The sequence below is a fragment of the Enterococcus sp. 7E2_DIV0204 genome (assembly GCF_002140855.1).
Lineage (GTDB): Bacteria > Bacillota > Bacilli > Lactobacillales > Enterococcaceae > Enterococcus_L > Enterococcus_L lemimoniae.
On record NZ_NGKY01000001.1, the window covers coordinates 2,783,268 to 2,807,931 of the forward strand.

A 24,664-nucleotide genomic window follows, 5' to 3' on the forward strand; every position below is an offset into this window, starting at 1 on the left:
GTTATTGTATTTTCTTGATCCAAATGATATTATAGGTTTACCGAAATACATTCATTATAATATGTTCGATTTGACGTTCGTATTGTTTTGTTTAATTTTTAAATGCCGAAATTCATTCATTATTTAAGGAGGAGAAATAGTAATGAAAAGGATAATTAGAATTGAAGAGCAAAAAAATGATTTTTTATATCAATTTTTAGCAAGGTTGAACAACGAGATCCCTTATCAGGAAAATAAGCAAAAAATGGCAGAAAGCTGTGTTCATCAGTATAAGTTACTAGTAAATATGTCTTTTAGCGCAAATGTTTTACACAGAGGGGTGGATTATGCAAGCAAAGTGTACAATCATGTTGCTAAAATCGAATATACAAGACTTTGTAAAATGATTATCAAACAAAATTTCGATAAAAAGGTTACAGAAGAATTACTGAAGCGATTAAAGAAAACACAAAATGAATTATTTCTTCAGTCACCTATTACTAAGGAGTCAGGAGGTATTGATATTTTCTATGAATTTACTGGAGGCAAACGAAAAAAATACCAATCGAATCGTAAAGCAATTCAGCAGATGTATCTGGAAATAAAACGTGAGTCAAAAAAGAGCCTACACAGATATTTTAAAGATTCTTGTATAAGAAAAATGAATAGAATCAAAGAGAAAAAGAATCACGCATTATGGTTGTTAAAGAGCTATACTTGGCATTGAGTCAGCCTGCTTAGTGTTAAATACGCAAAATTTCCTTATTTCCATGAATTAAGAGACTTTATTTTTACCGAAAGATTTGTTGTGCTATGCTTGAATGAGGATAGCACTTTCTTCTGTACTTCGTTGTTTGAAAGTCAGCATATTTTTAAACATTCTATAATTCGAGAAAGAAGGAATTCAAATGAATCATAATGAAGAAAAGCATATGAATCATCAAGCTCATCAAATGGAAGGGATGGATCATAGCACAATGCACGGTGACGATCAGATGAGTGGGATGGATCATGGTATGCACATGGGAAACTTTAAACAAAAATTCTGGTTTTCACTAGTTCTCGCCATTCCAATCATTTTTCTGTCTCCGATGATGGGGGTTGATCTTCCATTTCAGTTCACATTTCCAGGTTCAGATTGGTTAGTATTGATCTTGGCTTCGATTCTCTTTTTTTATGGCGGAGAGCCTTTTTTAAATGGGGCTAAAATGGAGCTTAAGCAGAAAAGTCCAGCGATGATGACATTGATTGCGATGGGGATTTCTGTTTCATATTTCTATAGTATTTATGCTTTTATTATGAATAAACTGATGCCGCAAAATCATGTGATGGACTTTTTCTGGGAGCTTGCAACCTTGATCGTTATTATGCTGTTAGGACATTGGATCGAAATGAATGCTGTATCCAATGCTAGTGATGCGTTACAAAAAATGGCGGAATTACTACCTGATAAAGTGAAACGCTTAAATAAAGATGGAACGGAAGAAGAAGTATCCTTAAAGCAAGTCCAAGAAAATGACCATCTAGTTGTACGAGCTGGTGATAAAATTCCGGCTGATGGTGTGATTATTAAAGGAAGCACTTCTGTAGATGAATCGATGGTTACGGGAGAATCAAAAACAGTCACAAAAAACGAAAAAGATAAGGTGATCGGTGGGGCCGTCAACGGTAGTGGAACAATTGAGATACTGGTGACAGGTACAGGAGAAACTGGGTATCTTTCCAAAGTGATGGAGATGGTTAAAAAGGCGCAGACTGAAAAATCAAATCTTGAATCACTTTCTGATCGAGTGGCCAAATGGTTATTTTATATTGCACTTGGTGCTGGGCTTTTAGCCTTTATTATTTGGTGGATGGTCGATAAAAATATCAGTATTGCATTTGAGCGTATGGTAACAGTCTTCATTATTGCGTGTCCTCATGCATTGGGGTTAGCAATCCCGCTAGTTATAGCTCGTTCTACGTCTATTGCAGCAAAACACGGTTTATTGTTAAAAAACCGAAATGCACTAGAACAAGCCAACGATATTCGCTATATAATGTTAGATAAAACTGGAACCTTAACAGAAGGGAAATTTACAGTTACTGGAGTTGAAATGATCGATCCAGATACAACTCAAGAAGAGGCCTTAAAAGTGATCGGCGCTTTAGAAAGTAATGCAAATCATCCCTTGGCAATCGGAATCATGAACTATTTGACGGAGAAAAAAATTTCACCTTATAAAGCTGAAAATCTTCAAAGTCTTGCTGGAATAGGTTTGACAGGTGTGGTCAACGGAAAAAACGTCAAAATTGTAAATGAGAAAGAAGTAGAACATCTTGCGTTTTCGTTCGATGAATCAATGAAACGACAATACCAAGAACAGGGAAATACATTAAGCTACTTAATTATTGATAAGAAGTTAGTAGCAATGATAGCCCTAGGCGATATAGTGAAACCAGAAGCAAAACAATTCATAACCGATTTAAAAGCGCAGGGAATCGTGCCGGTAATGTTGACTGGTGATAATAAAGTTGCTGCAGAATCGGTCGCTCATTATTTAGGAATAGATGATTATCATGGCGAGCTATTACCAGAAGATAAAGAAAAAATCATTCAAACGTACACAGCAAAAGGTGAGAAAGTAATGATGGTCGGTGATGGAATCAATGATGCACCAAGCTTAGTCAGAGCCACAATTGGTGTTGCCATTGGAGCTGGAACCGATGTGGCCATTGATTCAGCTGATGTTGTTTTAACGGATAGTGATCCCAAAGATATTCTTCGATTCCTTGATTTAGCAAAGCAAACACGACGTAAAATGATTCAAAATCTTTGGTGGGGAGCGGGCTACAATATTATTGCGATTCCACTTGCTGCAGGTATTTTAGCTCCATGGGGAATTTTGTTGAACCCAGCAGTAGGGGCGATTTTGATGTCTCTAAGCACAGTGATTGTGGCAGCTAATGCAATGACACTAAGAATTCATAATTAAAAAAATGAAAAGTAATGAATTATGCGTATATTTTCTATGCATAACTCATTACTTTTTTTGTACAGCTAATGAATAAAATACTATTTTAATCTTTATGGTGGAGGTTTGGAATGGATTATAATGAAATTTTTGATGTTGAATCAAAGAAATTACTTGGCTTGTTTAATGCGTTAAGATATACGGATAATAGCAAGTCACTAGATACACTGTCAAAAGAATTAGGAATAAATTCAAAAACAATAATAAGGGCAATAAAAAAATTGAAAAAGCTATTCAAACGCTATCAATTAGAACAGCAATTAGCCATTGGCTGTCGTGATAGAAACCAATTCTATTTGAAAAGGCAGGATGACCAATATTTGGAGTTTTTTTTAGTTCAATATTTAAATGATCTTCCCGAAATCATTTTTCTAAAAACAATTATTGAAGAGAAAAATGTTACTACAAAACAACTAATAGGTAGTATGTTAGTGAGTGAGTCTAGCCTTAGAAGGCGAGCAAAGAAAATAAATGGCTGGTTGAAAAAATTTAACTTACATTTAAAGCGAGGAACCTGGGAGCTTATAGGAGAAGAAGAACAAATTAGAGCATTGGTTTTGCCATTTTATTGGTTTGCTTACCAAGAAACGAAACCACAATCTTTGTTATGTACAATAGAAAATAGTCGCGAACTTGCTATTAAATTTATTTCTTTTTTTAATATGAAAATCAATGATCTGCAAAAAGAAACGATAACTCGAATCACTCAAATAGCTTTTTGGCGTTATCAAGGTGGCAATAAAGTTTGGATCAAAAAGAGTTGGAAGCAGTATATCGAAAATAGCGCTACTTTTTCTAAATTTATGGCTGTTATGGATTCAGAAGGCAGTGCTACTAATTTAGATTTTGAAGAGTTGGTCTATTTGTATTTAATGATCCAAGCCTATTTTTTACCATATTTTGGATCAAACAACCAGATATTTCTTATTGGGGAACATTATTTAAAGAAAACAACTTGTTATTTACGGACGCTGACAGCAAATAGTAAATTGAGACACATCTCTTTCGGAGGAAAATTAAGTCACTCAAAAGAGAGCTTGGTAGCATTTTTAAGCTTTCATTTATATTATGAATTACTTTCAGGTTTTCCTTTTGAAAAAAAATATTTAAAAATGCTTTTTACAGAGAATTATCCTAATTTTACTCGTAAACTTAGTTTAGCTGTAAATGAATTGATGCAAGAAAACGACTATTATCAGCGGATTCCCAAAGATACAATATGGTATCGTTATTTTATGATTGTAAGCTCGCTCATTTCTCCAGTCTCTTTTGAAAAAAGAATTTTTATCTGTTTAATGACTGATTTACCACTTGAGATGGAAACAAAACTAGGGAAAAGAATCACTCACTTTTTTATGCATAAATTCAATTTAACTATAATCTACGCAAGAACTTCGAAATCTATTTCATATGCGGATATTATTTTAACCACAGTTGTATATCAATCTTTACATCGGAAATATCCTCAGCCTACGTTATTAATTGAAGCAGGTTTTTCAGAAAAAACACTTTACCAGGTCGAAAAACTAATAAAAAAAGTGATGAAATGAAGCCCTTTCAAGAAAATGTGTTAAACTAAATAAGTGAATACAATTTTAGGAGGGTTTCCTGTGAAAAAAATTCAATTTGGGACAAGTGATTTACAAGCGGCATCAGTGATTCTTGGTTGTATGAGAATGAATGGAGTTGAAAAACCAGCAGAAATTATTGAGACAGCGTATGAGCACGGTATCGATTTTTTTGATCATGCAGATATTTATGGCGGTGGCGAGTGCGAAACGATTTTTGGTAAAGCATTAAAAGAAACATCGATCAAAAGAGAAGAAATTATTATTCAAACAAAATGCGGGATTCGTAAAGGTATGTTTGACTTTTCAAAAGAACATATCATTTCTTCCGTTGAAGGCAGTTTAAAACGTTTAGGTGTGGATTATATCGATGCATTATTACTTCATCGACCAGATACACTTGTTGAACCAGAAGAAGTTGCGGCTGCTTTTGATCAGCTCGAAGCACAAGGCAAAGTGAAATATTTTGGTGTCAGCAATCAAAAACCAATGCAAATCGATTTATTGAAAAAAACAGTAAAACAACCATTATTAGCAAATCAGTTGCAATTTGGAATTAAACATACTGGAATGATCGATCAAGGTATCCATGTAAATATGACAGATGAAGCAAGTGTAGATCATGATGGCAGTATTTTAGATTATTCTCGTTTAAATCAAATGACCATCCAAGCTTGGTCACCTTATCAGTACGGTTTCTTCGAAGGTGTTTTTATTGGAAATGAAACATTTTCAGAGCTGAATGCCACGTTAGATAAAATCGCTGAAAAACATAATTGTACAGCTACAGGTCTTGCAACTGCGTGGATTTTACGGCATCCAGCCCAAATGCAGGTGATCGCAGGAACAATGAATAAAGGACGAATCGCAGAAATTGCTAAAGCATCAGAGATTGTTTTAAGTAGAGAAGAATGGTATGAAATTTACCGTGCGGCTGGAAATATCTTGCCTTAGAGTTAAAGATTTCGGTATAAATAGAAATATAGGCCGATTTTTCCTAAAAAAAGTTACATTTTAGAAATTTTTCGTTCATACAATGTTCACAAATTACTTGTACTATAAGGACATAGAAGAAAGACAATTGCTACAAAAACAATTTCATTTGTGTGAACTCCTAATTTGACCCGCTCTGAGTGTGCAGAGCGGGTTTTCTTTTGTATTCAATGCAGCTTTGCGAACTTTAGTTCCTTCCTACTGCAAAGTTGACAGTTTTTTGTTAGAATAGATAGGAAACCAGTTTGCTGAAGATGAGGAGAAAAAAGATGACAAAAAATAAGTTATTATTAGTTGATGGAAACAGTGTTGCCTTTCGAGCATTTTTTGCTTTGCACAATTCCCTAGAACGATTTAAAAATAAAAATGGGTTACATACCAATGCCGTTTATGCGTTTAATAATATGTTTGAAAACGTCATGGCTAAAGAAAATCCGACGCATGTTTTAGTCGCATTTGATGCTGGGAAGACAACCTTTAGAACCGAATTTTATTCAGAATACAAAGCAGGTCGTTCAAAAACGCCAGGAGAATTTAAAGAGCAAATGCCTTATATTCGCGAATTGCTGACTGGTTTAGGCGTGAAGTATTATGAGCTAGAAAATTATGAAGCTGATGATATTATCGGAACATTGGCTACTAAAGTGCCAAAAGACCAATTTGATGTTGTTGTGTTGTCTGGAGATCGAGATTTAACGCAATTGGCGACAGATTCAGTCAAAGTTGACATTACGATCAAAGGTGTTAGTGATCTCGAAACTTATACACCAGCACATGTAGCTGAAAAATATGATGGCCTAACACCTAATCAGATCATCGATATGAAAGGTCTTGCTGGAGATACATCAGATAATATTCCAGGGGTTACAAAAATTGGTGAGAAAACAGCAATCAAATTATTGAAAGAATTTGGTTCAGTTGAAGGTGTTTATGAAAACATCGACAGCATGAAACCAAGTAAAATGAAAGAAAACTTAATCAATGATAAAGAGCAAGCCTTCATGTCTAAGCGTTTAGCGACAATCAATGTTGATTCTCCAGTCAAAGTCGATATTGATGAATTGAAATATGAAGGAAAAGATCTAGAAAAACTGATTCCCTTCTATAAGGAAATGGAATTCAAGCAAATGTTAAGCAAATTAAATGTTGAAGAAGAAGCTGTTGAACTTGAAAATGTTCATTTCGATGTAGTGGATACGTTCACTGAAGAAATGTTTACAGCTGATATGGCCTTATATGTTGAAATGATGGAAGAAAATTACCATACCTCTCCTATCGTAGGAGTTGCTTGGGGCAATAAAGAAAAAGTATACGTGACAAATAGTTTAGAGCTATTTGAAAGTAAACCATTTGTTGATTGGGTATTATCAGATAACTATAAGAAAACTGTATATGATGCAAAACGGACCTATGTATCACTAAATCGCTATGTCGGAAAACCACAAGGGATTAAGTTTGATGTTTTATTGGCTGCTTATTTACTAGATACAAATGATAATAGTGCTGATATTGAAGGCGTGGCTCAACATTACGGCTACACAGATATTCATTCCGATGAATCAGTCTATGGAAAAGGTGCCAAAAAAGGGCTGCCAGAAGACGATGAAGCATTTTTCAGTCACTTGGCTCGAAAAGTTAAGGCTATTCAATTTCTTTCCGCAAAATTGGATACAGAATTGGTTGAAAAAAATCAAGCTGATTTATTCTATAAAATGGAGCTACCACTGTCAAAAATTTTAGGTGACATGGAGATTACGGGAATTCGTGTAGATGCAAATCGATTAAAAGAAATGCGTATTGAGTTTTCAGATCGACTACGTGAAATCGAACAAAAAATCTATGCTGAAGCGGGCGAAGAATTTAACTTGAATTCACCGAAACAATTAGGCGTAATTCTGTTTGAAAAAATGGGCTTGCCTGTTATTAAAAAAACAAAAACTGGCTACTCAACAGCCGTTGACGTTTTAGAACAGTTAAAAGAACAAGCACCGATCGTAGAAGATATTTTAGTTTACCGTCAGATTGCTAAAATTCAATCGACTTATGTTGAAGGTCTCTTAAAAGTAATTCAGCCAGATGATAAAATCCATACAAGGTATGTGCAAACGTTAACTCAAACGGGTCGTTTAAGCTCTGTTGATCCTAATTTACAAAATATTCCAATCCGTCTAGAAGAAGGGCGTAAAATTCGTGAAGCTTTTGTGCCAAGAGAAAAAGACTGGTTGATTTTTTCATCTGATTATTCTCAAATCGAACTACGTGTATTAGCTCATATTTCTGATGATCAGCATTTGAAAGAAGCTTTTATTGAAGGGCAAGATATTCACTCAAGTACAGCGATGCGTGTGTTTGGTATCGAAAAACCAGAAGATGTTACGCCAAATATGCGTCGCCAAGCCAAAGCGGTCAATTTTGGGATCGTTTATGGAATCAGCGATTATGGCTTATCCCAAAATTTAGGTATTACTAGGAAACAAGCACAAGAGTATATTGATACTTATTTTGAGAAATACCCAGGTGTTAAAAAATACATGGAAGATATCGTTCGCGACGCTAAAGATAAAGGATTTGTAGAAACCTTGTATAACCGTCGTCGTTATTTGCCAGATATCAATTCACGTAATTTCAATCTTCGTTCGTTTGCAGAACGAACTGCAATCAATACACCGATTCAAGGTAGTGCCGCTGATATTTTGAAAATTGCGATGATCAATATGGATCAACGATTAAAAGAAGAAAAAATGCAGGCAACGATGTTACTGCAAGTTCACGATGAGCTTGTTTTTGAAGCGCCAGAAGCTGAATTAGATCAGCTAAATGCTTTGGTTAAAGAAGTGATGGAAAATGCTGTTTCATTACATGTACCATTGCTGACAGATAGCAGCTGGGGTAAAACATGGTATGAAGCAAAATAAGCAACTAAAATAAGCTGAAAAAGACTGACCTAACGAACAAGGTTGTAAAACCTTGATGTGTTTGTTTCGGTCTTTTTCTTCAAAGGAGAGGTGAGTTATGCCTGAATTACCAGAAGTTGAAACCGTCAGAAAAGGGTTGGAAAAGTTAGTTGTCGGCAAAATAATCGAAGAAGTCACGATATTATGGCCGAGAATCATTGAATCACCTGAAACAGATATTTTTGAGCAACAGTTGATTGGTCAAACAATCGAAAAAATGGAACGACGTGGCAAATTTTTGATTTTCAAATTAACGAATTACGATATGATTTCTCATCTGCGGATGGAAGGAAAATATGAAACCCATAAGCCAGAAGAAGAGCGAACAAAACATACTCACGTGATTTTCACGTTTACCGATGGAACTGAACTCCGTTATCTTGATGTTCGGAAATTTGGTCGTATGGTTTTAGTGCCTAAAAATCAAGGTGAACATTATAAAGGTATCTTGGCTTTAGGTCCTGAACCAATTCCTACTCAATTCAAATTAAAGGAATTTCGAGTTGGGTTAAAAAAACATCATAAAGCCATCAAACCGTTATTATTAGATCAACGACTAGTTACCGGTTTAGGGAATATTTATGTAGATGAAGCTTTGTGGGAAGCGAGTATTCATCCAGAACAACCCGCTGATTCATTAAAACCTAAAGAGGTTGAAGGGCTGTATTATGCAATCATCGATGTCCTAGGCCGAGCGGTCGAAGCTGGCGGAACAACAATCCGTAGCTACTTAAATGCGCTAGGAGAAGCAGGAACCTTCCAAATTTCACTAAATGTTTATGGCCAAACGGAGAAACCATGTCCACGATGTGCTACACCAATCAAAAAAATCAAAGTTGCGCAACGAGGAACTCATTTTTGTCCGAAGTGTCAAACCTTAAAAGTGAGGAACTAAACGATGACAATGATATTAGGACTAACTGGTGGGATTGCTACAGGGAAAAGTACCGTTGTAAAGGTTTTTAAAGAACTGGGGTTTCCAGTTGTTGATGCTGATGTGATTGCTCGAGAGGTTGTTGAAGTGGGGAGGCCAGCGTTAGCTAAAATTGTGTCTACGTTTGGAACAGAAATGTTGCAGCCAGATGGTTCATTGGACCGTAAAAAATTAGGAGCGCTCGTTTTTTCAGACGAAGAAAAAAGACAAAAACTAAATGCATTACTCTCTCCTTTTTTAAGAGAAGCAATCTTATCGCAAATTGAAAAGAAAAAAGACCAAGCGTCATTAGTCGTTGTTGATATTCCTTTGCTTTATGAGGGCGGATATGAAAATGACATGGACCAAGTAGCGGTTGTCTATGTTCCAGAAACGATTCAACTGGATCGTCTGATGGAAAGAGATCATCTGACGGAACAAGAAGCGTGGCAACGAATAAATAGTCAATTATCGATCGAACAGAAAAAGCAAAAAGCAGATATCGTATTTGATAATCAAAAAACGATCCAAGAAACTAAGAAATTGGTGGAAAATTGGGTGTTAAACAATCATTTTTAATTACTCGATCTGTGATGAGAACTATTTTTCAGAAAAATGAAGACAAGAGAGGCAGCGAATGTTAAAGCCGATTTTGTTTTCATTTTTTTGTTACAACTTGTTTAGATAAATTGACAAGAGGAATAACCAGCTCAGTGAGAGTCTGATTCATTTTATTTAAAAAACTGTTATTAAATAAACGTTAAACAAATGAAAAAAAATGGTTAAGAAGTAATCGTTAATGTCTGGTTTCTTAAGCATTTCATGTTATAATATAGGAAGTAAACTTAAAATTAACTGTTAAAATAGATATTATTAGATAAAATGAGGTGAATACTATGCGTTGTCCAAGATGTCATCATAATAATTCTCGTGTAATTGATAGTCGTCAAGCTGACGATGGTCGTGCAATCCGTCGTCGTAGAGAGTGTGAAAATTGTAATTACCGTTTTACAACATTTGAACGGATTGAAGCGGCACCACTATTAGTCATTAAGAAAAACGGTGACCGAGAAGAATTTAATAGAGAGAAGATTTTACGCGGGTTGATTCGCTCAGCAGAAAAACGTCCAGTTGCCATGGAACAAATGGAACAAATCGTTGACAATGTTGAAAATCGTGTTCGTAGCTTAGGCGAGAATGAAGTTTCAACGACACTAGTCGGAGAATATGTAATGGAAGATTTAGTCAATCTAGATGAAATTGCCTATATTCGTTTTGCCAGCGTGTACCGTCAATTTAAAGACATGAGTGTATTCTTAAAAGAATTGCAAGGAATCGTTGATAAAGCAAAGTCTTCAAACGCTGATACAACCAATGAATAAGGAGGTCTTTCCTTGAAAGAGAAGTGGAAAGAAGTCCAGCCAAAAAGCATATTTCAAGCAACTATTGCTTATCCTTTGTCTGACCAAGAACAAACTGTTTTAACACTTTTATATCAACCGCTAATAGGGGCGAAAGCGTTTAGTTTATATTTGACTCTGTTATCAGAAGTTACAGAAACAGGTGTTAGTGAATCACTTTTTCATGCAGAGCTGATTACGATGTTGGACATGAGTATCAAAGAAATTCAAACTGCCAGAAAAAAATTAGAAGGTATTGGCTTATTAGGTACCTTTGTTAAAGAAGATAATGAACTAGGGACTTACTTTTTATATCGTTTAAATCATCCTGAAACGGCTGAACGTTTCTTTAAAGACGAAGTGTTGTCACTGACTCTTTTAAACAGTGTTGGACAAAGAAAGATGGATAAATTATTTGAACGATTCAAACCAAAATTTATTAGTTTGACGGGTTTTGAAGATATTTCAGCTAGTTTTAAAGATATCTATCTGTTCAAAGAGGAGCAAATCATTGCACAAAGTGGTCAGCTAGGTAAGATGGAGCAAGCGTTCACTGATCCAAGACCTGTGAAAAAACCAAGTGCAGTCAATGAAACCTTTGATTGGGTCTATTTTGTTCAAGGAATTGAAAATTTAGGAATCAAACTTCCTGATAATAGTGCTGGTTTTAAGGAAGAGGTATTTATCTTCCACAATTTATTTGGAATCACAGAATTAGATATGATCGAGTTTTGTTCTAAATCATTTGATTATTATACGAGTAAGATCGACGTCAAAGACTTTGAACGAGCGGTGTATCGTACTTATGATCCGGATAAAAAACAAAAGACCAGCCAATTCCAAACCAATGATTCAGTGGAACTATCTGCCGACGATCAGCAAACATATCGTTACAACTCATTAAAAATGAATGGTTTTTCAACACAAGATATTCAAATGATCATGGATAGTGAGAAGAATTTTCCGCTGAATTATTTAGAAGCCTTAAAAAACGAACGAGGTGGTTACACTACGCCACAAGAGCGTTCTTTAGTTAAATACTTAGTGAGTAAATCCGGACTGCCAAACAGTGTGATCAATGTCTTGATCAATTATGTTTATAATATTCAAAAACAACCAACACTAAAAGCGGACTATGTTAATCGAATCGCCAATGAATGGGCACAAAGTGGTATTTTTTCCCCTGAAAAGGCGATTGATCATGTGCGTGAGTTAGCCAAAAAAGGCAAAGAACAAAAACAAACGAGACAGCGCTACGGACAAAACAACCGTCCAATTCGTCAGGAAACACTACCAGATTGGGTAGAAAATCCGGTTGAAGAGCAAAAGCTATCGAAGGAAGAACAAGCACGATTAGATAAAGAAATTCAAGATTTTCTGAGTAAAGGAGGCGGCAACTAATGGAAGACGTAGGAAAAGAAATGTCAAAAATCATTCAAAACAGAGATATGAACGAACGCTATAATGAACTGGTCGATGTTGTATTAAAAGATACGGATGTCCAAGAATTTATTCAAGAACATCGCGAGCGATTGACGGATGATGACATCCGTAAAAGCTATTCGAAACTGTATGAGTTTGTACAAGAAAAACGTAAATATCAATTGAATGATCCATCAATGATCGCTCCTGGCTATGAGCCGAAATTAACCTTGAATTTTCACTATATCGATGTTACTTATGTACCAACTGAAGCGTTGATTGCCAAGCAAAAAGAAGATGAGATTCGTAAAAGAGTTCGCGCGATGGATATGCCTAAAGATGTACGAGAAGCTAGTTTAAGCCGTTTTGATACAGCCTCTCAAGGTCGAGCGCAGGCGATGGCTGAAACAATGAAATTTTTGAACGAATATACTTCTGAACCAAAAGAATTTCACAAAGGACTATATCTTCAAGGAACATTCGGCGTAGGAAAATCATTTCTATTAGGTGCCATTGCAAATAGTTTAGCGGAACGAGGATTTGTGACGACTATTGTGCATTTCCCAACCTTTACAGTTGAAATGAAACAAGCAATCGGTAAGGATATGGTTGGACCCAAGCTAGATGCTGTTAAAAAATCACCAGTGTTGATGATTGATGATCTAGGCGCAGAATCAATGACATCCTGGATTCGTGACGATGTTTTAAGTGTTATTTTACAATATCGCATGCAAGAGCAATTAGTGACTTTTTTCTCTTCTAATCTTGATTTAAAAGAGTTAGAAAAACATCTATCTGTCACGCAACGTGGGGAACAAGAACCTTTGAAGGCCCGCCGAATCATGGAACGAATTCGTTATTTAGCACAAGAAATCACGATGTCAGGAAATGATCGAAGAAATGGTTAGAATCTATCTGCTTAGGTATTGATCCTAAAAAGTTTGACCAAAAACCTAATGATTGTAGGTTGGTATTCTTGCGGTTAAATATAGTTTCGAATTCCAACTGGAAATTGTATAAGAGTATCATGAGGGGAAAGGTGGAATTTTAATGAAAAAAATGAGTATTGCTGTAGGAACAATTTGCGCATTGTTCATTTTAGGTGCTTGTACAGCTAATAATAACGGTGAAACGAAAGGAAGTACTGAAACTTCTATGATGAGTAAGAAAGAAGAATCAACTGAACAAACTTCTAATAGTTCGGACAAGGTGCAAAAACAATCCGTTTTCACTGCTATCCTAGTTGAAGATGGAAAGAAAAACGAGACAGTTGACCAATCGATTCGTTTGGTTTTAAATGAGGTGGAAGCAGTAATTGACCCTGAAGAAATCCTCAATATGATGAAAAATGATGGTGTGATCCTAAATGTATCGACCGAGCAATTAGCAGCTGGACTGACAGAAGCGGATTTAAGAGCGGGAGATAAAATTCAGTTTACCTTAGTCGGGTTACCAGCCATGACAATGTCGATTCCACCTCAAGTTGCTGGGAATTCAGTAATAAAAGTTGAAAAAATTTAATAATCTAAAGATGATCTAAAAGCGTTCGGTTGAGCGTTTGGATCATCTTTTTTTGCTAATGAAACTCATATTATTTGCTAAAATAATTAGTTGGAGTATCATAAAAATAGGTAGGGGGAATTGGTCAAAAAAAAGAAGTTTTTATTTGACCTTTACTGACCAATCAAGTATAATTAATTTATAAGGTCAAAGTTAATCAGACTTCAGACCTTGGTAAAAATAGTCCAAAAGACGTAATGTTTTTTTAGGGAATAAAGGATACTATTTATATAGAAGGCAATTTTAGGTATAAGGCTGAAGAAAAGCTAAGATTAGAGTGTGGCCAGAAGTGTCACAGCTAGGTCCTTCAGCTTTTAACAGTATCTAGCTTTATGAGCCAGTCTCTCGGGAAAAAGATAAAAATAGAGTGAAACAAAGAGCGTCTCAATCGATTTTTTCTATTTTCTAGTCGAGCCTAAACGGGCTTATTATGCTTTTATCTATCTAGCTCCATAAGCCAGTCTCTCGGGAAAAAGATAAAAATAGAGTGAGAAAAAAAGCGTCTCAATCGATTTTTTCTATTTTCCAGTCGAGCCTAAACGGGCTTATTACGCTTTTAAATTTAGGAGGTAATGTTATGAATATCGAAAAAATGACTACAACTTTACAAGAGGCCATTGCTGAAGCACAACAGGTCGCAGTAACTCGCCACCATCAGGAAATCGATATTGCTCATCTATGGAAGATTTTTATACAGCCGAATCATTTTGGTCGTAATTTTTATACAGATGCTGGTGTTGACGTCGAGGCTTTTGAACGAGAAATCGATCAGGCAATCGATGAGTACCCTAGTATTCAAGGGAGCAATATCCAATATGGACAAAGTATGAGTCAAAATCTGTTTAACTTATTAGGTGAAGCAGATAAGTTGAGAGAATCATTTCAAGATGAATTTCTAGCGACTGAAATCGTGATTTTAGCGTTGATGAAATTGAAAAATTATCGCTTGACCAAGTATTTGACTAGTCAAGGAATCACAGAAAAAGAATTACGTAAAAATATCGAAGACATGAGAGGAGGAGATCGTGTGACTTCTCAAAATCAAGAAGAACAATACAAAGCATTAGAAAAATATGGTGTAGATTTGGTACAGCAGGTAAAAAGCGGCAATCAAGATCCGATCATTGGTCGTGATGAAGAAATCCGTGATGTTGTTCGAATTCTTTCACGAAAAACAAAAAATAACCCTGTTTTGATCGGCGAACCTGGTGTTGGTAAAACAGCTATCGTTGAAGGATTAGCCCAAAGAATCGTGCGAAAAGATGTACCGGAAAACTTAAAGGATAAGACGATCTTTTCGTTAGATATGGGAGCGTTGATCGCTGGCGCCAAATTCCGTGGCGAATTTGAAGAACGTTTAAAAGCTGTTTTAAAAGAGGTCAAAAAGAGTGAAGGGCGTATCATTTTATTCATTGATGAAATCCATAATATCGTTGGAGCAGGAAAAACAGAAGGTAGTATGGATGCGGGTAACTTATTGAAACCTATGTTGGCTCGTGGTGAATTACATTTGATCGGCGCAACAACATTAGATGAATATCGTCAATATATGGAAAAAGATAAAGCGTTAGAACGCCGTTTCCAAAAAGTTTTGGTAAAAGAGCCGACTGTTGAAGATACGATCAGTATTTTGCGTGGGTTAAAAGAACGTTTTGAAATCCATCATAGTGTCAACATCCATGACAATGCTTTAGTTGCTGCAGCAACGTTATCTGACCGTTATATCACGGATCGTTTTTTACCAGATAAAGCCATTGACTTAGTTGATGAAGCAAGTGCTACGATTCGTGTGGAAATGAATTCAATGCCAACAGAACTTGATCAAGTAACGCGTCGTTTAATGCAATTAGAAATCGAAGAAGCTGCCTTGAAAAAAGAATCTGATGATGCTAGTAAAAAACGTCTAAACGCATTGCAAGAAGAACTGGCTGATCTTCGTGAAGAAGCAAATGCCATGAAGATGCAATGGGAGACTGAAAAAGAAGAGGTCAATGCCGTTAGCAATAAACGAGGTGAAATCGATAAAGCAAAACATGAGTTAGAAGACGCTGAAAACAATTATGATTTAGAACGAGCAGCTGTCCTTCGTCATGGTACAATTCCTCAATTAGAAGAGGAATTAAAACAACTTGAAGCAAAAAATGACAAAGCAAATGTCCGTATGGTGCAAGAAGCCGTGACTGAAAATGAAATTGCTCAAGTAGTTGGTCGTTTAACCGGAATCCCTGTAACGAAACTGGTTGAAGGGGAACGAGAAAAACTAATAAAGTTGAACGAGACTTTACACAAACGTGTGATTGGTCAAGATGAAGCGGTCGATGCTGTTAGTGATGCTGTGATTCGTTCTCGTGCTGGGTTACAAGATCCAGATCGTCCTTTGGGATCCTTCCTATTCTTAGGACCAACTGGTGTTGGTAAGACAGAACTTGCTAAAGCGTTAGCAGAAGATCTATTTGATTCAGAAGAGCATATGGTGCGGATCGATATGAGTGAGTATATGGAAAAACATAGTGTCTCTCGTTTAGTCGGCGCACCTCCAGGCTACATCGGTTATGAAGAAGGTGGGCAATTGACAGAGGCCGTTCGTCGTAATCCTTATACCATCGTGTTGCTAGATGAAATTGAAAAAGCGCATCCTGACGTATTTAACATTTTACTCCAAGTGTTAGATGATGGTCGTTTGACAGATTCTAAAGGGCGTGTGGTTGATTTCAAAAATACTGTATTGATCATGACTAGTAATATTGGTTCTCAACTGTTGCTTGAAGGGGTTACACCAGAAGGCACGATTCCAGAAGCAGTTGAAGAGCAAGTAATGACTATTTTACGCGGTCATTTCAAACCAGAGTTCTTAAATAGAATTGATGACACGATATTGTTCACGCCACTAAGCTTGGATAATGTCAAAGGAATCATTGGCAAGATGACGGCTCAACTAGCTCGACGCTTAGAACGGCAAGAAATCGAATTAGTGGTTTCTGATGAAGCGAAAACTTGGATTGCAGAAAGTGGCTATGATCCAGCTTATGGTGCTCGTCCGCTGAAACGTTTTATTACTAAAGAAGTAGAGACTCCCTTAGCGAAAGAAATCGTGTCAGGACGTGTATTACCGAAAACAAAAGTAACAATCACGTTATTAAATGGACAATTAGTATTTAAAAATGAGACGATAACAGAGTAAGTTAAAGCAATTGAGGCTGAGACCGAAGCGTTTATTCGGATTCCGTGTGAAGGGGTTATAACTCGCAAAGTTATAACCCCTTCACACTTTTTTTATAAGTGAAAAAAATTGATTTTAAAAACGATATTGTGTAGAATCTAACTAATATAACAATAGCAAAAAGAGGGATCTAGTGGATAAAAAAAGTAGAAGACTAGAAGAACAACTATGTTTTTCTTTACAAAGTGTCTCCAAACAATTTAATAGAATGTATGCCAAAGCATTAAAACCATTTAATTTAACGTATCCCCAATATTTAGTGTTGCTTGTTCTTTGGGAATATTCAGATCAACGGATCTCGGATATCGGTGAAAAACTTGAATTAGATACAGGAACATTGACACCTATGCTGAAAAGAATGGAGAAAAATGGTTACCTCAATCGTGACAGATTACCAGATGATGAACGAATTGTGATTATTTCCCTTACAGAAAAGGCAATTCAGCTGGAAACAGAGATTTATGACCAAGTGGAAGGCTGTTTGACTCAGTTAGATTTTAGTGAAACAAACTATTTTTCCTTAATCAAACAAATCAATACTTTAAGTAAACAGGTAAGTGATATTACTCAGTTAAAATAAGATAGAACACGACTTCAAAAAGGAGGATGTACATTACTAGCTCCTGCTTTTTGAAGTTTTTTCTTTGGAAAGAACAAAAAGCTTAAGCAAACTAATGTACTTCCGAATAAATGTTGTGTACAATTTAATTGTACGATAGATTCCCATAAAAAAGAAGCGGAGGAATGAATCATGAAAAAAATCTATTCAACAACCATTATCAATACTGGCGGAAGAGAAGGGGAAGTATTTTCACCTGATAAATCATTTAGTTATCAAGTAACCTCTCCTGGACCTCATCAAGAAAATAAAACAAATCCAGAACAATTATTTGCCGCAGCATACAGTTCTTGTTTCAATAGTGCGTTGGAACTTGTTATGGCACAAAAAAAGATTACGTCTAAAAGTACTGTAAAAGCAACTGTTTCTCTATTTAGCGATGAACAATCTGGTTTCCAAGTAGGGGTTGTCTTATCTGTGAAAATCGATGATGTCGATCGTGAAACAGCAGAAGAATTAGTCAAAGCAGCTCATGAAGTATGCCCTTATTCAAAAGCGACAAGAGGCAATATTTCAGTAGAGTTAGAAATAGAATAGCAAAAAAACCACTTTAGGCTTTCTAAAGTGGTTTTTTTTTATTTTTTAACTTTTCTAAACGCATAAGCTTTAAAATAATCAGGTTTATGTCGTTGGGTAAAGCTATAAAAGGTTAATATCAAGGCACCAATCGTATTTGTAAATAGATCGCCCATCGTATCCATCAATGCAGCCCGACCAACTAAAGGTTTACCTGCTTCCGTCATATAACGCTGCAAATTCATGTTACCAAGCGAGTCACAGAGAAACTCCCAGAACTCCCAGAAAACACCAGCTAATCCAGCAAATGCAAAGCCCATAATAATAAACAACCAAGGACTAACTTTAGTAAAATCAGCGTCACGTAAACAATAGCCAATGATGGCATAGCCTACTGCGACCAATAAAATCGGGCTAACTGCGTGTAAAATTTTATCCCAAAATGGTACGATAATAATCAAACGTAGCCCAGTTCCAAGAAAAACTGCGATCCAAATGAAAAACCAATAATAAAGTCGAACCATTTTTGGAAAAACTAATCCGGTAAATTTTGTAAAAACAAATGGTAGAAAGATTACTGCAATCCCAGCAACCATTTCAAATGTTAACAGTACATATTGTTCAGTTGGCTGAACCACAAAAGTTTTAACGATATTGACGAGTAATGTAATAAAACCAAATACGAGTAAAAAGTAAAAGGCATTTTTTTCTTGTTTATCTTCAAATTCTAACTTCATATAAAAGCCTCCAATTTTCGTATTTTATAAAGTACAACTGAATTATTTAGTGAATTGTTCTTTGATCAATTCTAAGAAATCTTGTTCATTCGTAGCAACAGTTCCATTTAATTTTAGTAAGCCGATTGTATACAAATTAAGATAATGGAATTGATTCTCAGCAGTCTCACTCAAAGCCGCTAATTTCTTTTGATTATCGGCTCCTTGTTGGCGTGTATCAGTATACAAACCAATCATCGGGATGTTTTTTGCATAAGCGACCCCAATTTCAGAAGCCACACCAGCATCGATCGTAATACCATCTAAAACAGCAACTAATAGATCACTTTCAAGGACTCGTTCAGTATCAGCTACTGCGATCATCGTGCTGTCTGCATAGGCTGTTTTATCATTGATCGCACCGTTTTCTTGCGGTAAGTAAACCTCCAGTGAATCATCCAAAGCGCGAATTTGTTTGACCAAAAATTCGTTGTAAAGCAAGTCAGCTTTCGCAAACATCGGGCCTGCAAAGTAAATTTTCATATTTTGTTTCCTCCAGTGAACGTTATCTGTTGTAATGTTAAAGTGTTAATACTGATCAAAAATAATCGCTAAAATAAGCTTCTTGATCAGGGAAAATCCGTTCTAATGAATTTAAGGTTTCTTTATCTGTTTCTAATCGTTCGATCCGATGTAGATAGGTTGGGCGACGATAGTTCATTAGTAGACAAGTCAACGTTTGAATATCGATCTGCACAGGTTGTCCCAATGGTTCATCGGAAACAGAAACCTGATCATCTTCATCCCATAAGAGACTGAATACACCATTATTCCATTCAGCCACAGGATCACTTACGATAAAATGAAACGGTTTTGCAGTACTTGCATAGGGATAAGCTAGCAACATTTCTTTTACATCCACGATTCTGGCCATGTAATAAGGTTCGATGGTTTCTTTGATTTGACTGTCATCTAGTAAAAAGGCTAACGGTTCATTTTTATAAATATCGCCTTCAGCCCAATCAATCATAGAGAAATGAGCTGAAATGAAATTCCATAAGCCATTACGAGCTTCCTGATTGATATAAAACATTTCTTTAATATGAAAGACATCTTCCGCTACCCAGTAAAAGAGCACACCTAACGGTTCTTGATTCGCACCATAATAGACAGCTGCGGTTCGTTCATCTTCATTTTCAAAGCGCCAATATTCTTCCCAGTTAAATTCACTACGGATCAAGGCACCATGATTTTGTCGGGCAAATTTGGCATAGACAGTAAAGACATCTTCATGATCAACACTGACACGCTCCACCATACCAGGTACTTCAACTTGTTTCGGTAGTTGGGTATCACGAATTTTGAACGATAGTTTATCGGACATGATCTCCCAACCTTTCCTACGGTAATAAGGAATACTGTAAGGGTAAAGGTAAGAAATCCATTGTTGATCCTCTCGCATATTTTTAAGGGCAAGATGAATCAAATCCTGCATCAAACCGTGATTCGCATATTCTGGATAGGTCCCCACGCCCGTGATCCCACCCATTTTGAAAAGGGTTCCGTGAATATTGACCTCACAAGGATAAATGGCAATTTGAGAAATCAATTGATCTTCGTGGAACCAACCAAAAACTTTTGATTGTTCTAAAATTGGTTGTTTTGATTTGATCAATTCTTTTTTACTTTCATAGCCGCTTTCTTCTAAATCAGCTTCTGTAAACTGAAAGACATAACTCAATAACTCATTAAATTGATCTACATATTTTTCATCTACGGCTTTTAATTCTAAACTATCTCTGAACTCTTTTTGGTCCATTTTTCCATCTCCAATTATTTTTTCTACCTTCAGTATATCAAAAAAATAGGAATAAATAGAGTATTACTTCCTAAGAAATAGTAAAGAGGGGTTTTTAGACCTAGTAGAGTGCGTGCGACTATTAGTTGAAGGTGGAAAATGAAGCGTAAAATTTATTGATCAAGACACAGTGAAATCAACTATAACCAGCAAGGAATTTATTAAGGAAGATGAAATTTGCCTTTAATAGTCAAAGGAGAGTACTAGATTCTGGTAAACATAGGAAAGTTCTTTAATTCTAGGCGAAATCTTGTTATAATGAAAAGTGCTGATTGAAAATGATCTGAGCGATGAGCGACTGAGCTAGAATTAAAAATCACCTGCTCATTCAGCTGTTCATAAAAGAAATGAGGACTATTAATGAATATAAATGAAATGAAGCAAAGACAAGAGAAAATTCGTAACTTTTCCATTATTGCTCATATTGACCATGGGAAATCCACTCTAGCTGACCGGATTTTACAAAAAACAGAAACGGTTTCTGATCGTGAAATGCAAGATCAATTATTGGATGCGATGGATCTAGAACGTGAACGTGGTATTACGATTAAATTGAATGCTGTTGAACTGACTTATACAGCGAAAGATGGGGAAGATTATATCTTCCATCTAATCGACACCCCAGGGCACGTGGATTTTACCTATGAGGTATCAAGAAGTTTAGCGGCCTGCGAAGGAGCTATTTTAGTCGTTGATGCAGCACAAGGGATCGAAGCACAAACGTTAGCCAACGTTTATTTAGCCTTAGATAATGATTTAGAAATTATTCCAGTCATCAATAAAATCGATTTACCAGCAGCTGATCCAGAACGAGTTCGTACAGAAATCGAAGATGTGATTGGGATCGATGCTAGTGAGGCTGTTCTAGCAAGTGCCAAAGCTGGAATTGGGATCGAAGAGATCTTAGAACAAATCGTAGATCTAGTGCCAGCTCCAACTGGGGATCTTGAAGCACCTTTGAAAGCATTGATTTTTGATTCAGTTTATGACAGTTATCGTGGGGTTATTTTAAATGTCCGAATCATGGATGGCGTCGTAAAACCTGGTGATAAAATCATGATGATGAATAACAATAAAACCTTTGAAGTAACCGATGTCGGTATTTTCTCACCAAAACCGATCAGCCGTGATTTCTTAATGGTTGGGGATGTAGGTTACATTACAGCCGCAATCAAAACGGTTCGCGATACCCAAGTAGGGGATACTGTGACATTAGCAAATAATCCTGCCAAAGAGGCATTAGCAGGCTATCGCAAAATGAATCCGATGGTTTATTGCGGATTGTACCCAATCGATAACTCTCGCTATGTTGAATTACGTGAAGCCCTAGAAAAATTACAATTAAATGATGCGGCTTTGCAGTTTGAAGCGGAATCTTCTCAAGCTTTAGGATTTGGTTATCGTTGTGGATTTTTAGGTTTATTGCATATGGACGTGATTCAAGAACGTTTAGAACGAGAGTTTAATCTTGATTTGATTACAACAGCTCCATCAGTAATTTATCATGTAACTAAGACTGATGGAACGAAAATCGTGGTCGATAATCCAGCGGAATTTCCCGATCAAAGTACTGTTGATTTTGTAGAAGAACCTTATGTAAAAGCAACGATCATGGTACCAAATGAATACGTTGGGGCTGTAATGGAAATTTCGCAACGAAAACGTGGCGAATTCGTTACCATGGATTATTTGGATGAATACCGTGTGAATGTTGTTTACGATATGCCGTTATCAGAGATTGTGTATGACTTCTTTGACCGGTTGAAATCTGGAACGAAAGGTTATGCATCTTTAGATTATGAAATGATTGGTTACCGTAAGAGTAATTTATCTAAGATGGATATTTTATTAAATTCAGAAAAAGTCGATGCATTGAGTTTTATTGTGCATAAAGATTTTGCTTTTGAACGTGGTAAAGTAATTGTTGAGAAGTTGAAAAAATTAATTCCTCGCCAACAATTTGAAGTGCCAATCCAAGCAGCGATCGGTCAAAAAATCACCGCACGTTCAACGATCAAAGCATTGCGTAAAAATGTTTTGGCTAAGTGTTATGGTGGAGATATTTCACGTAAACGTAAGCTATTGGAGAAACAAAAAGATGGTAAGAAACGAATGAAACAAGTTGGCTCTGTTGAAGTACCGCAAGAGGCGTTCATGGCAGTTCTGAAAATGGACGAGGACGAACCGAAGAAGTAGTAAAAATTCGATCTAAAAATAAGATTTTCCCACGAGTGATTAAACTCGTGGTTTTTTTTGTCTAAAAAATCAAGCAATTCAATCTTCAACACACTAAAATTACCAAGCCAATTCACATTCATTGCTAGAACACATTTCAATAAATTTGTTTTCCGGCTTTTGATCAAGAACAATAGTATCAATGGCTGCGTACGTAGAAAAAGTAAAAAAGTTTTTCTTATATAATTTCGACATATCACTCAATAAGATGGCCGTTTTCGCATGTGCAATCATATTGTTTTTCAAATAACCCTGTTGAAAATCCTCTTCATAGACTCCTGACAAATCAAAACTTTTACATGAAAAAAAGGCTAAATCTGCATTAAATTCTTGAATGAAGGAAGACGTTTTTTCTCCTAATAATGAAACAGAAAATGGCTTTAACGTTCCACCAGGCACAATCACTCGATTAGCAGTATTACTTGAGAGGTCGAGAGCATTTTTCAAACTATTGGTAATAATTGTAAGATTACTAAATTCATTGATATACGGACATAATGCATTTGTTGTGGTGCTTGAGTCTAAAAAGAGTGTTTTACCGTTTTCTAAATAGTTGGAAGCAATTTTAGCAATGTAGTTTTTTTCTTGATTATGATTTTTTTCTCTTAATTCATGTGCAGGTTCATTATTTTCAAAAAGTGATACTTGCCCATGATGCTTATGAATCAAACCTAATTTTTCAAGGTGGATAAGGTCTCTTCTAATCGTTGAGAGACTAACAAATAAGGCTTCACTTAGTTCTTTTGGTTTTATGTATTTCTTCTGTTTTATAACCGCTAAAATTTCTTCTTGTCGTTCATTTTCAAGCATATAAAATTCCTCCGTATGAACTATTTTGAATAAAAAAGAACAAACTATTTTATAATCATGGATAAAATTCAAGTTTTTTCAAAGTATAGAAATCGGTATAAAACTATTGTAACATGTGTGTAAGCGATTTACTTATAAAAGTTATCATGATAAATGAAGAGGAGTGATGGATTTGTGAAGAAATATGAACATATTGTGAATGATATTAAAAAACAAATTCAAGAGAAGTCTGTTTTTCCAGGGAATCGGCTACCAACAGAAAAAACACTGATGGAAACATATAATGTTAGTAAAACAACGATTACTAAAGCTTTGTCTACATTAGAAAATCTGAATTTAATTTACAGAAAGCAAGGCTCCGGAACCTTTGTGACAAAATCGATGGTGGATAAGAAAGTTTATTTTACAGAAAATAATCGTTTCTCTACGATGGATACACAGAAAACAGAATTAGTTAATATTTATGAAAGCGATGACAAAATCAATAATCATCTTTTGACAGTGGAACGAGCTGAGAAGGTTTACGTCGTTGAACGAGTAAAGTATGTTAATGGTCACCCCTTTACCTTACAACGAAATTTCATTCCAGAACGATACTTTTCAAAATTCGATTTTATTACAGCCAAAGATGGACTTTCAGTTTCAAAAAATTTTTACAACTATTTTCAGATCAATACATTTACAACAGAATTTGAAGAAACAATTCAAATAATCGATGATGTTTCAAAAGAGGACTTGGCAAAAATGAATCTAAGTGTTGGAACACCCGTCATTAAATTCTATAAAAAAAGCTTTATTGATGGGGAAGTTTATGAAATCATCGAAACATTTTTAGATTATAAGCATTATCAGCTAACGCTGAAATCTTTTTGATAATTGGAGGAAAT

General features: G+C 35.8%; 20 protein-coding genes. 16 read left to right on the forward strand and 4 right to left on the reverse strand.

What is annotated here, in order from left to right:
- Positions 1 to 142 precede the first annotated feature (142 nt).
- The 14 genes from A5819_RS12935 to A5819_RS13000 all read left to right on the forward strand — a co-directional run bounded on the left by A5819_RS12935 (position 143) and on the right by A5819_RS13000 (position 18,179).
- Complete coding sequence (locus A5819_RS12935; protein WP_086279176.1) at positions 143 to 706, forward strand: hypothetical protein; 564 nt, start codon at positions 143 to 145, stop codon at positions 704 to 706.
- A 226-nt stretch (positions 707 to 932) separates the two neighbouring features.
- On the forward strand, positions 933 to 2,954 hold the full coding sequence (locus tag A5819_RS12940) for a heavy metal translocating P-type ATPase (protein ID WP_254907313.1): 2,022 nt from the start codon (positions 933 to 935) through the stop codon (positions 2,952 to 2,954).
- A gap of 110 nt (positions 2,955 to 3,064) precedes the next feature.
- Positions 3,065 to 4,543: a helix-turn-helix domain-containing protein gene (locus A5819_RS12945; RefSeq protein WP_086279178.1), complete on the forward strand. Its 1,479-nt coding sequence runs from the start codon at positions 3,065 to 3,067 to the stop codon at positions 4,541 to 4,543.
- A gap of 60 nt (positions 4,544 to 4,603) precedes the next feature.
- Positions 4,604 to 5,515: an aldo/keto reductase family oxidoreductase gene (locus A5819_RS12950; RefSeq protein ID WP_086279179.1), complete on the forward strand. Its 912-nt coding sequence runs from the start codon at positions 4,604 to 4,606 to the stop codon at positions 5,513 to 5,515.
- 308 nt (positions 5,516 to 5,823) lie between these two features.
- Positions 5,824 to 8,469: a DNA polymerase I gene (gene polA / locus A5819_RS12955; protein WP_086279180.1), complete on the forward strand. Its 2,646-nt coding sequence runs from the start codon at positions 5,824 to 5,826 to the stop codon at positions 8,467 to 8,469.
- Positions 8,470 to 8,566: 97 nt separating this feature from the next.
- A complete protein-coding gene (gene mutM, locus A5819_RS12960) occupies positions 8,567 to 9,403 on the forward strand; it encodes a DNA-formamidopyrimidine glycosylase (RefSeq protein WP_086279181.1) in 837 nt (278 codons plus the stop codon).
- Positions 9,404 to 9,406: 3 nt separating this feature from the next.
- Positions 9,407 to 10,000, forward strand: a complete 594-nt coding sequence (gene coaE, locus A5819_RS12965; RefSeq protein WP_086279182.1) for a dephospho-CoA kinase — start codon at positions 9,407 to 9,409, stop codon at positions 9,998 to 10,000.
- A gap of 317 nt (positions 10,001 to 10,317) precedes the next feature.
- A complete protein-coding gene (nrdR, locus tag A5819_RS12970) occupies positions 10,318 to 10,803 on the forward strand; it encodes a transcriptional regulator NrdR (RefSeq protein ID WP_086279183.1) in 486 nt (161 codons plus the stop codon).
- Positions 10,804 to 10,815: 12 nt separating this feature from the next.
- Positions 10,816 to 12,222 (forward strand): replication initiation and membrane attachment family protein, encoded by a 1,407-nt coding sequence (locus A5819_RS12975; RefSeq protein WP_086279184.1) that lies wholly within the window; start codon positions 10,816 to 10,818, stop codon positions 12,220 to 12,222.
- The gene (gene dnaI, locus A5819_RS12980; RefSeq protein ID WP_086279185.1) at positions 12,222 to 13,151 is read left to right on the forward strand and encodes a primosomal protein DnaI; all 930 of its coding nucleotides are present in this window, start codon (positions 12,222 to 12,224) and stop codon (positions 13,149 to 13,151) included. Before A5819_RS12975 ends, dnaI begins: the two co-directional genes overlap by 1 nt.
- Before the next feature lie 142 nt (positions 13,152 to 13,293).
- Positions 13,294 to 13,764 (forward strand): hypothetical protein, encoded by a 471-nt coding sequence (locus A5819_RS12985; protein WP_086279186.1) that lies wholly within the window; start codon positions 13,294 to 13,296, stop codon positions 13,762 to 13,764.
- A gap of 616 nt (positions 13,765 to 14,380) precedes the next feature.
- Entirely contained in the window at positions 14,381 to 16,984 is a 2,604-nt protein-coding gene (gene clpB, locus A5819_RS12990; RefSeq protein ID WP_086279187.1) for an ATP-dependent chaperone ClpB, read from the forward strand.
- Between the two features lie 172 nt (positions 16,985 to 17,156).
- A complete protein-coding gene (locus A5819_RS12995; protein ID WP_086279188.1) occupies positions 17,157 to 17,603 on the forward strand; it encodes a MarR family winged helix-turn-helix transcriptional regulator in 447 nt (148 codons plus the stop codon).
- Positions 17,604 to 17,774: 171 nt separating this feature from the next.
- Positions 17,775 to 18,179 carry an organic hydroperoxide resistance protein gene (locus tag A5819_RS13000; protein ID WP_086279189.1) on the forward strand — a complete coding sequence of 135 codons (405 nt, stop codon included), beginning with the start codon at positions 17,775 to 17,777 and terminating at the stop codon, positions 18,177 to 18,179.
- Positions 18,180 to 18,217: 38 nt separating this feature from the next.
- Here A5819_RS13000 and A5819_RS13005 read toward each other — a convergent pair whose 3' ends face one another.
- The 3 genes from A5819_RS13005 to eis are packed head-to-tail and all read right to left on the reverse strand — an operon-like array spanning position 18,218 to position 20,693.
- Positions 18,218 to 18,895, reverse strand: a complete 678-nt coding sequence (locus A5819_RS13005; protein WP_086279190.1) for a hypothetical protein — start codon at positions 18,893 to 18,895, stop codon at positions 18,218 to 18,220.
- A gap of 42 nt (positions 18,896 to 18,937) precedes the next feature.
- Entirely contained in the window at positions 18,938 to 19,417 is a 480-nt protein-coding gene (locus A5819_RS13010; protein WP_086279191.1) for a nucleoside 2-deoxyribosyltransferase, read from the reverse strand.
- Positions 19,418 to 19,472: 55 nt separating this feature from the next.
- On the reverse strand, positions 19,473 to 20,693 hold the full coding sequence (gene eis, locus A5819_RS13015) for an enhanced intracellular survival protein Eis (RefSeq protein ID WP_086279192.1): 1,221 nt from the start codon (positions 20,691 to 20,693) through the stop codon (positions 19,473 to 19,475).
- Between the two features lie 399 nt (positions 20,694 to 21,092).
- Between eis and lepA the strand changes: the two genes are divergently transcribed.
- Positions 21,093 to 22,928 (forward strand): translation elongation factor 4, encoded by a 1,836-nt coding sequence (lepA, locus tag A5819_RS13020; protein ID WP_086279193.1) that lies wholly within the window; start codon positions 21,093 to 21,095, stop codon positions 22,926 to 22,928.
- Positions 22,929 to 23,027: 99 nt separating this feature from the next.
- Here lepA and A5819_RS13025 read toward each other — a convergent pair whose 3' ends face one another.
- On the reverse strand, positions 23,028 to 23,777 hold the full coding sequence (locus tag A5819_RS13025) for a DeoR/GlpR family DNA-binding transcription regulator (protein ID WP_086279194.1): 750 nt from the start codon (positions 23,775 to 23,777) through the stop codon (positions 23,028 to 23,030).
- A gap of 174 nt (positions 23,778 to 23,951) precedes the next feature.
- On the opposite strand from A5819_RS13025, the gene A5819_RS13030 reads away from it, so the two are divergent.
- Complete coding sequence (locus tag A5819_RS13030) at positions 23,952 to 24,650, forward strand: GntR family transcriptional regulator (RefSeq protein WP_176271424.1); 699 nt, start codon at positions 23,952 to 23,954, stop codon at positions 24,648 to 24,650.
- The last annotated feature ends 14 nt before the right edge of the window (positions 24,651 to 24,664 follow it).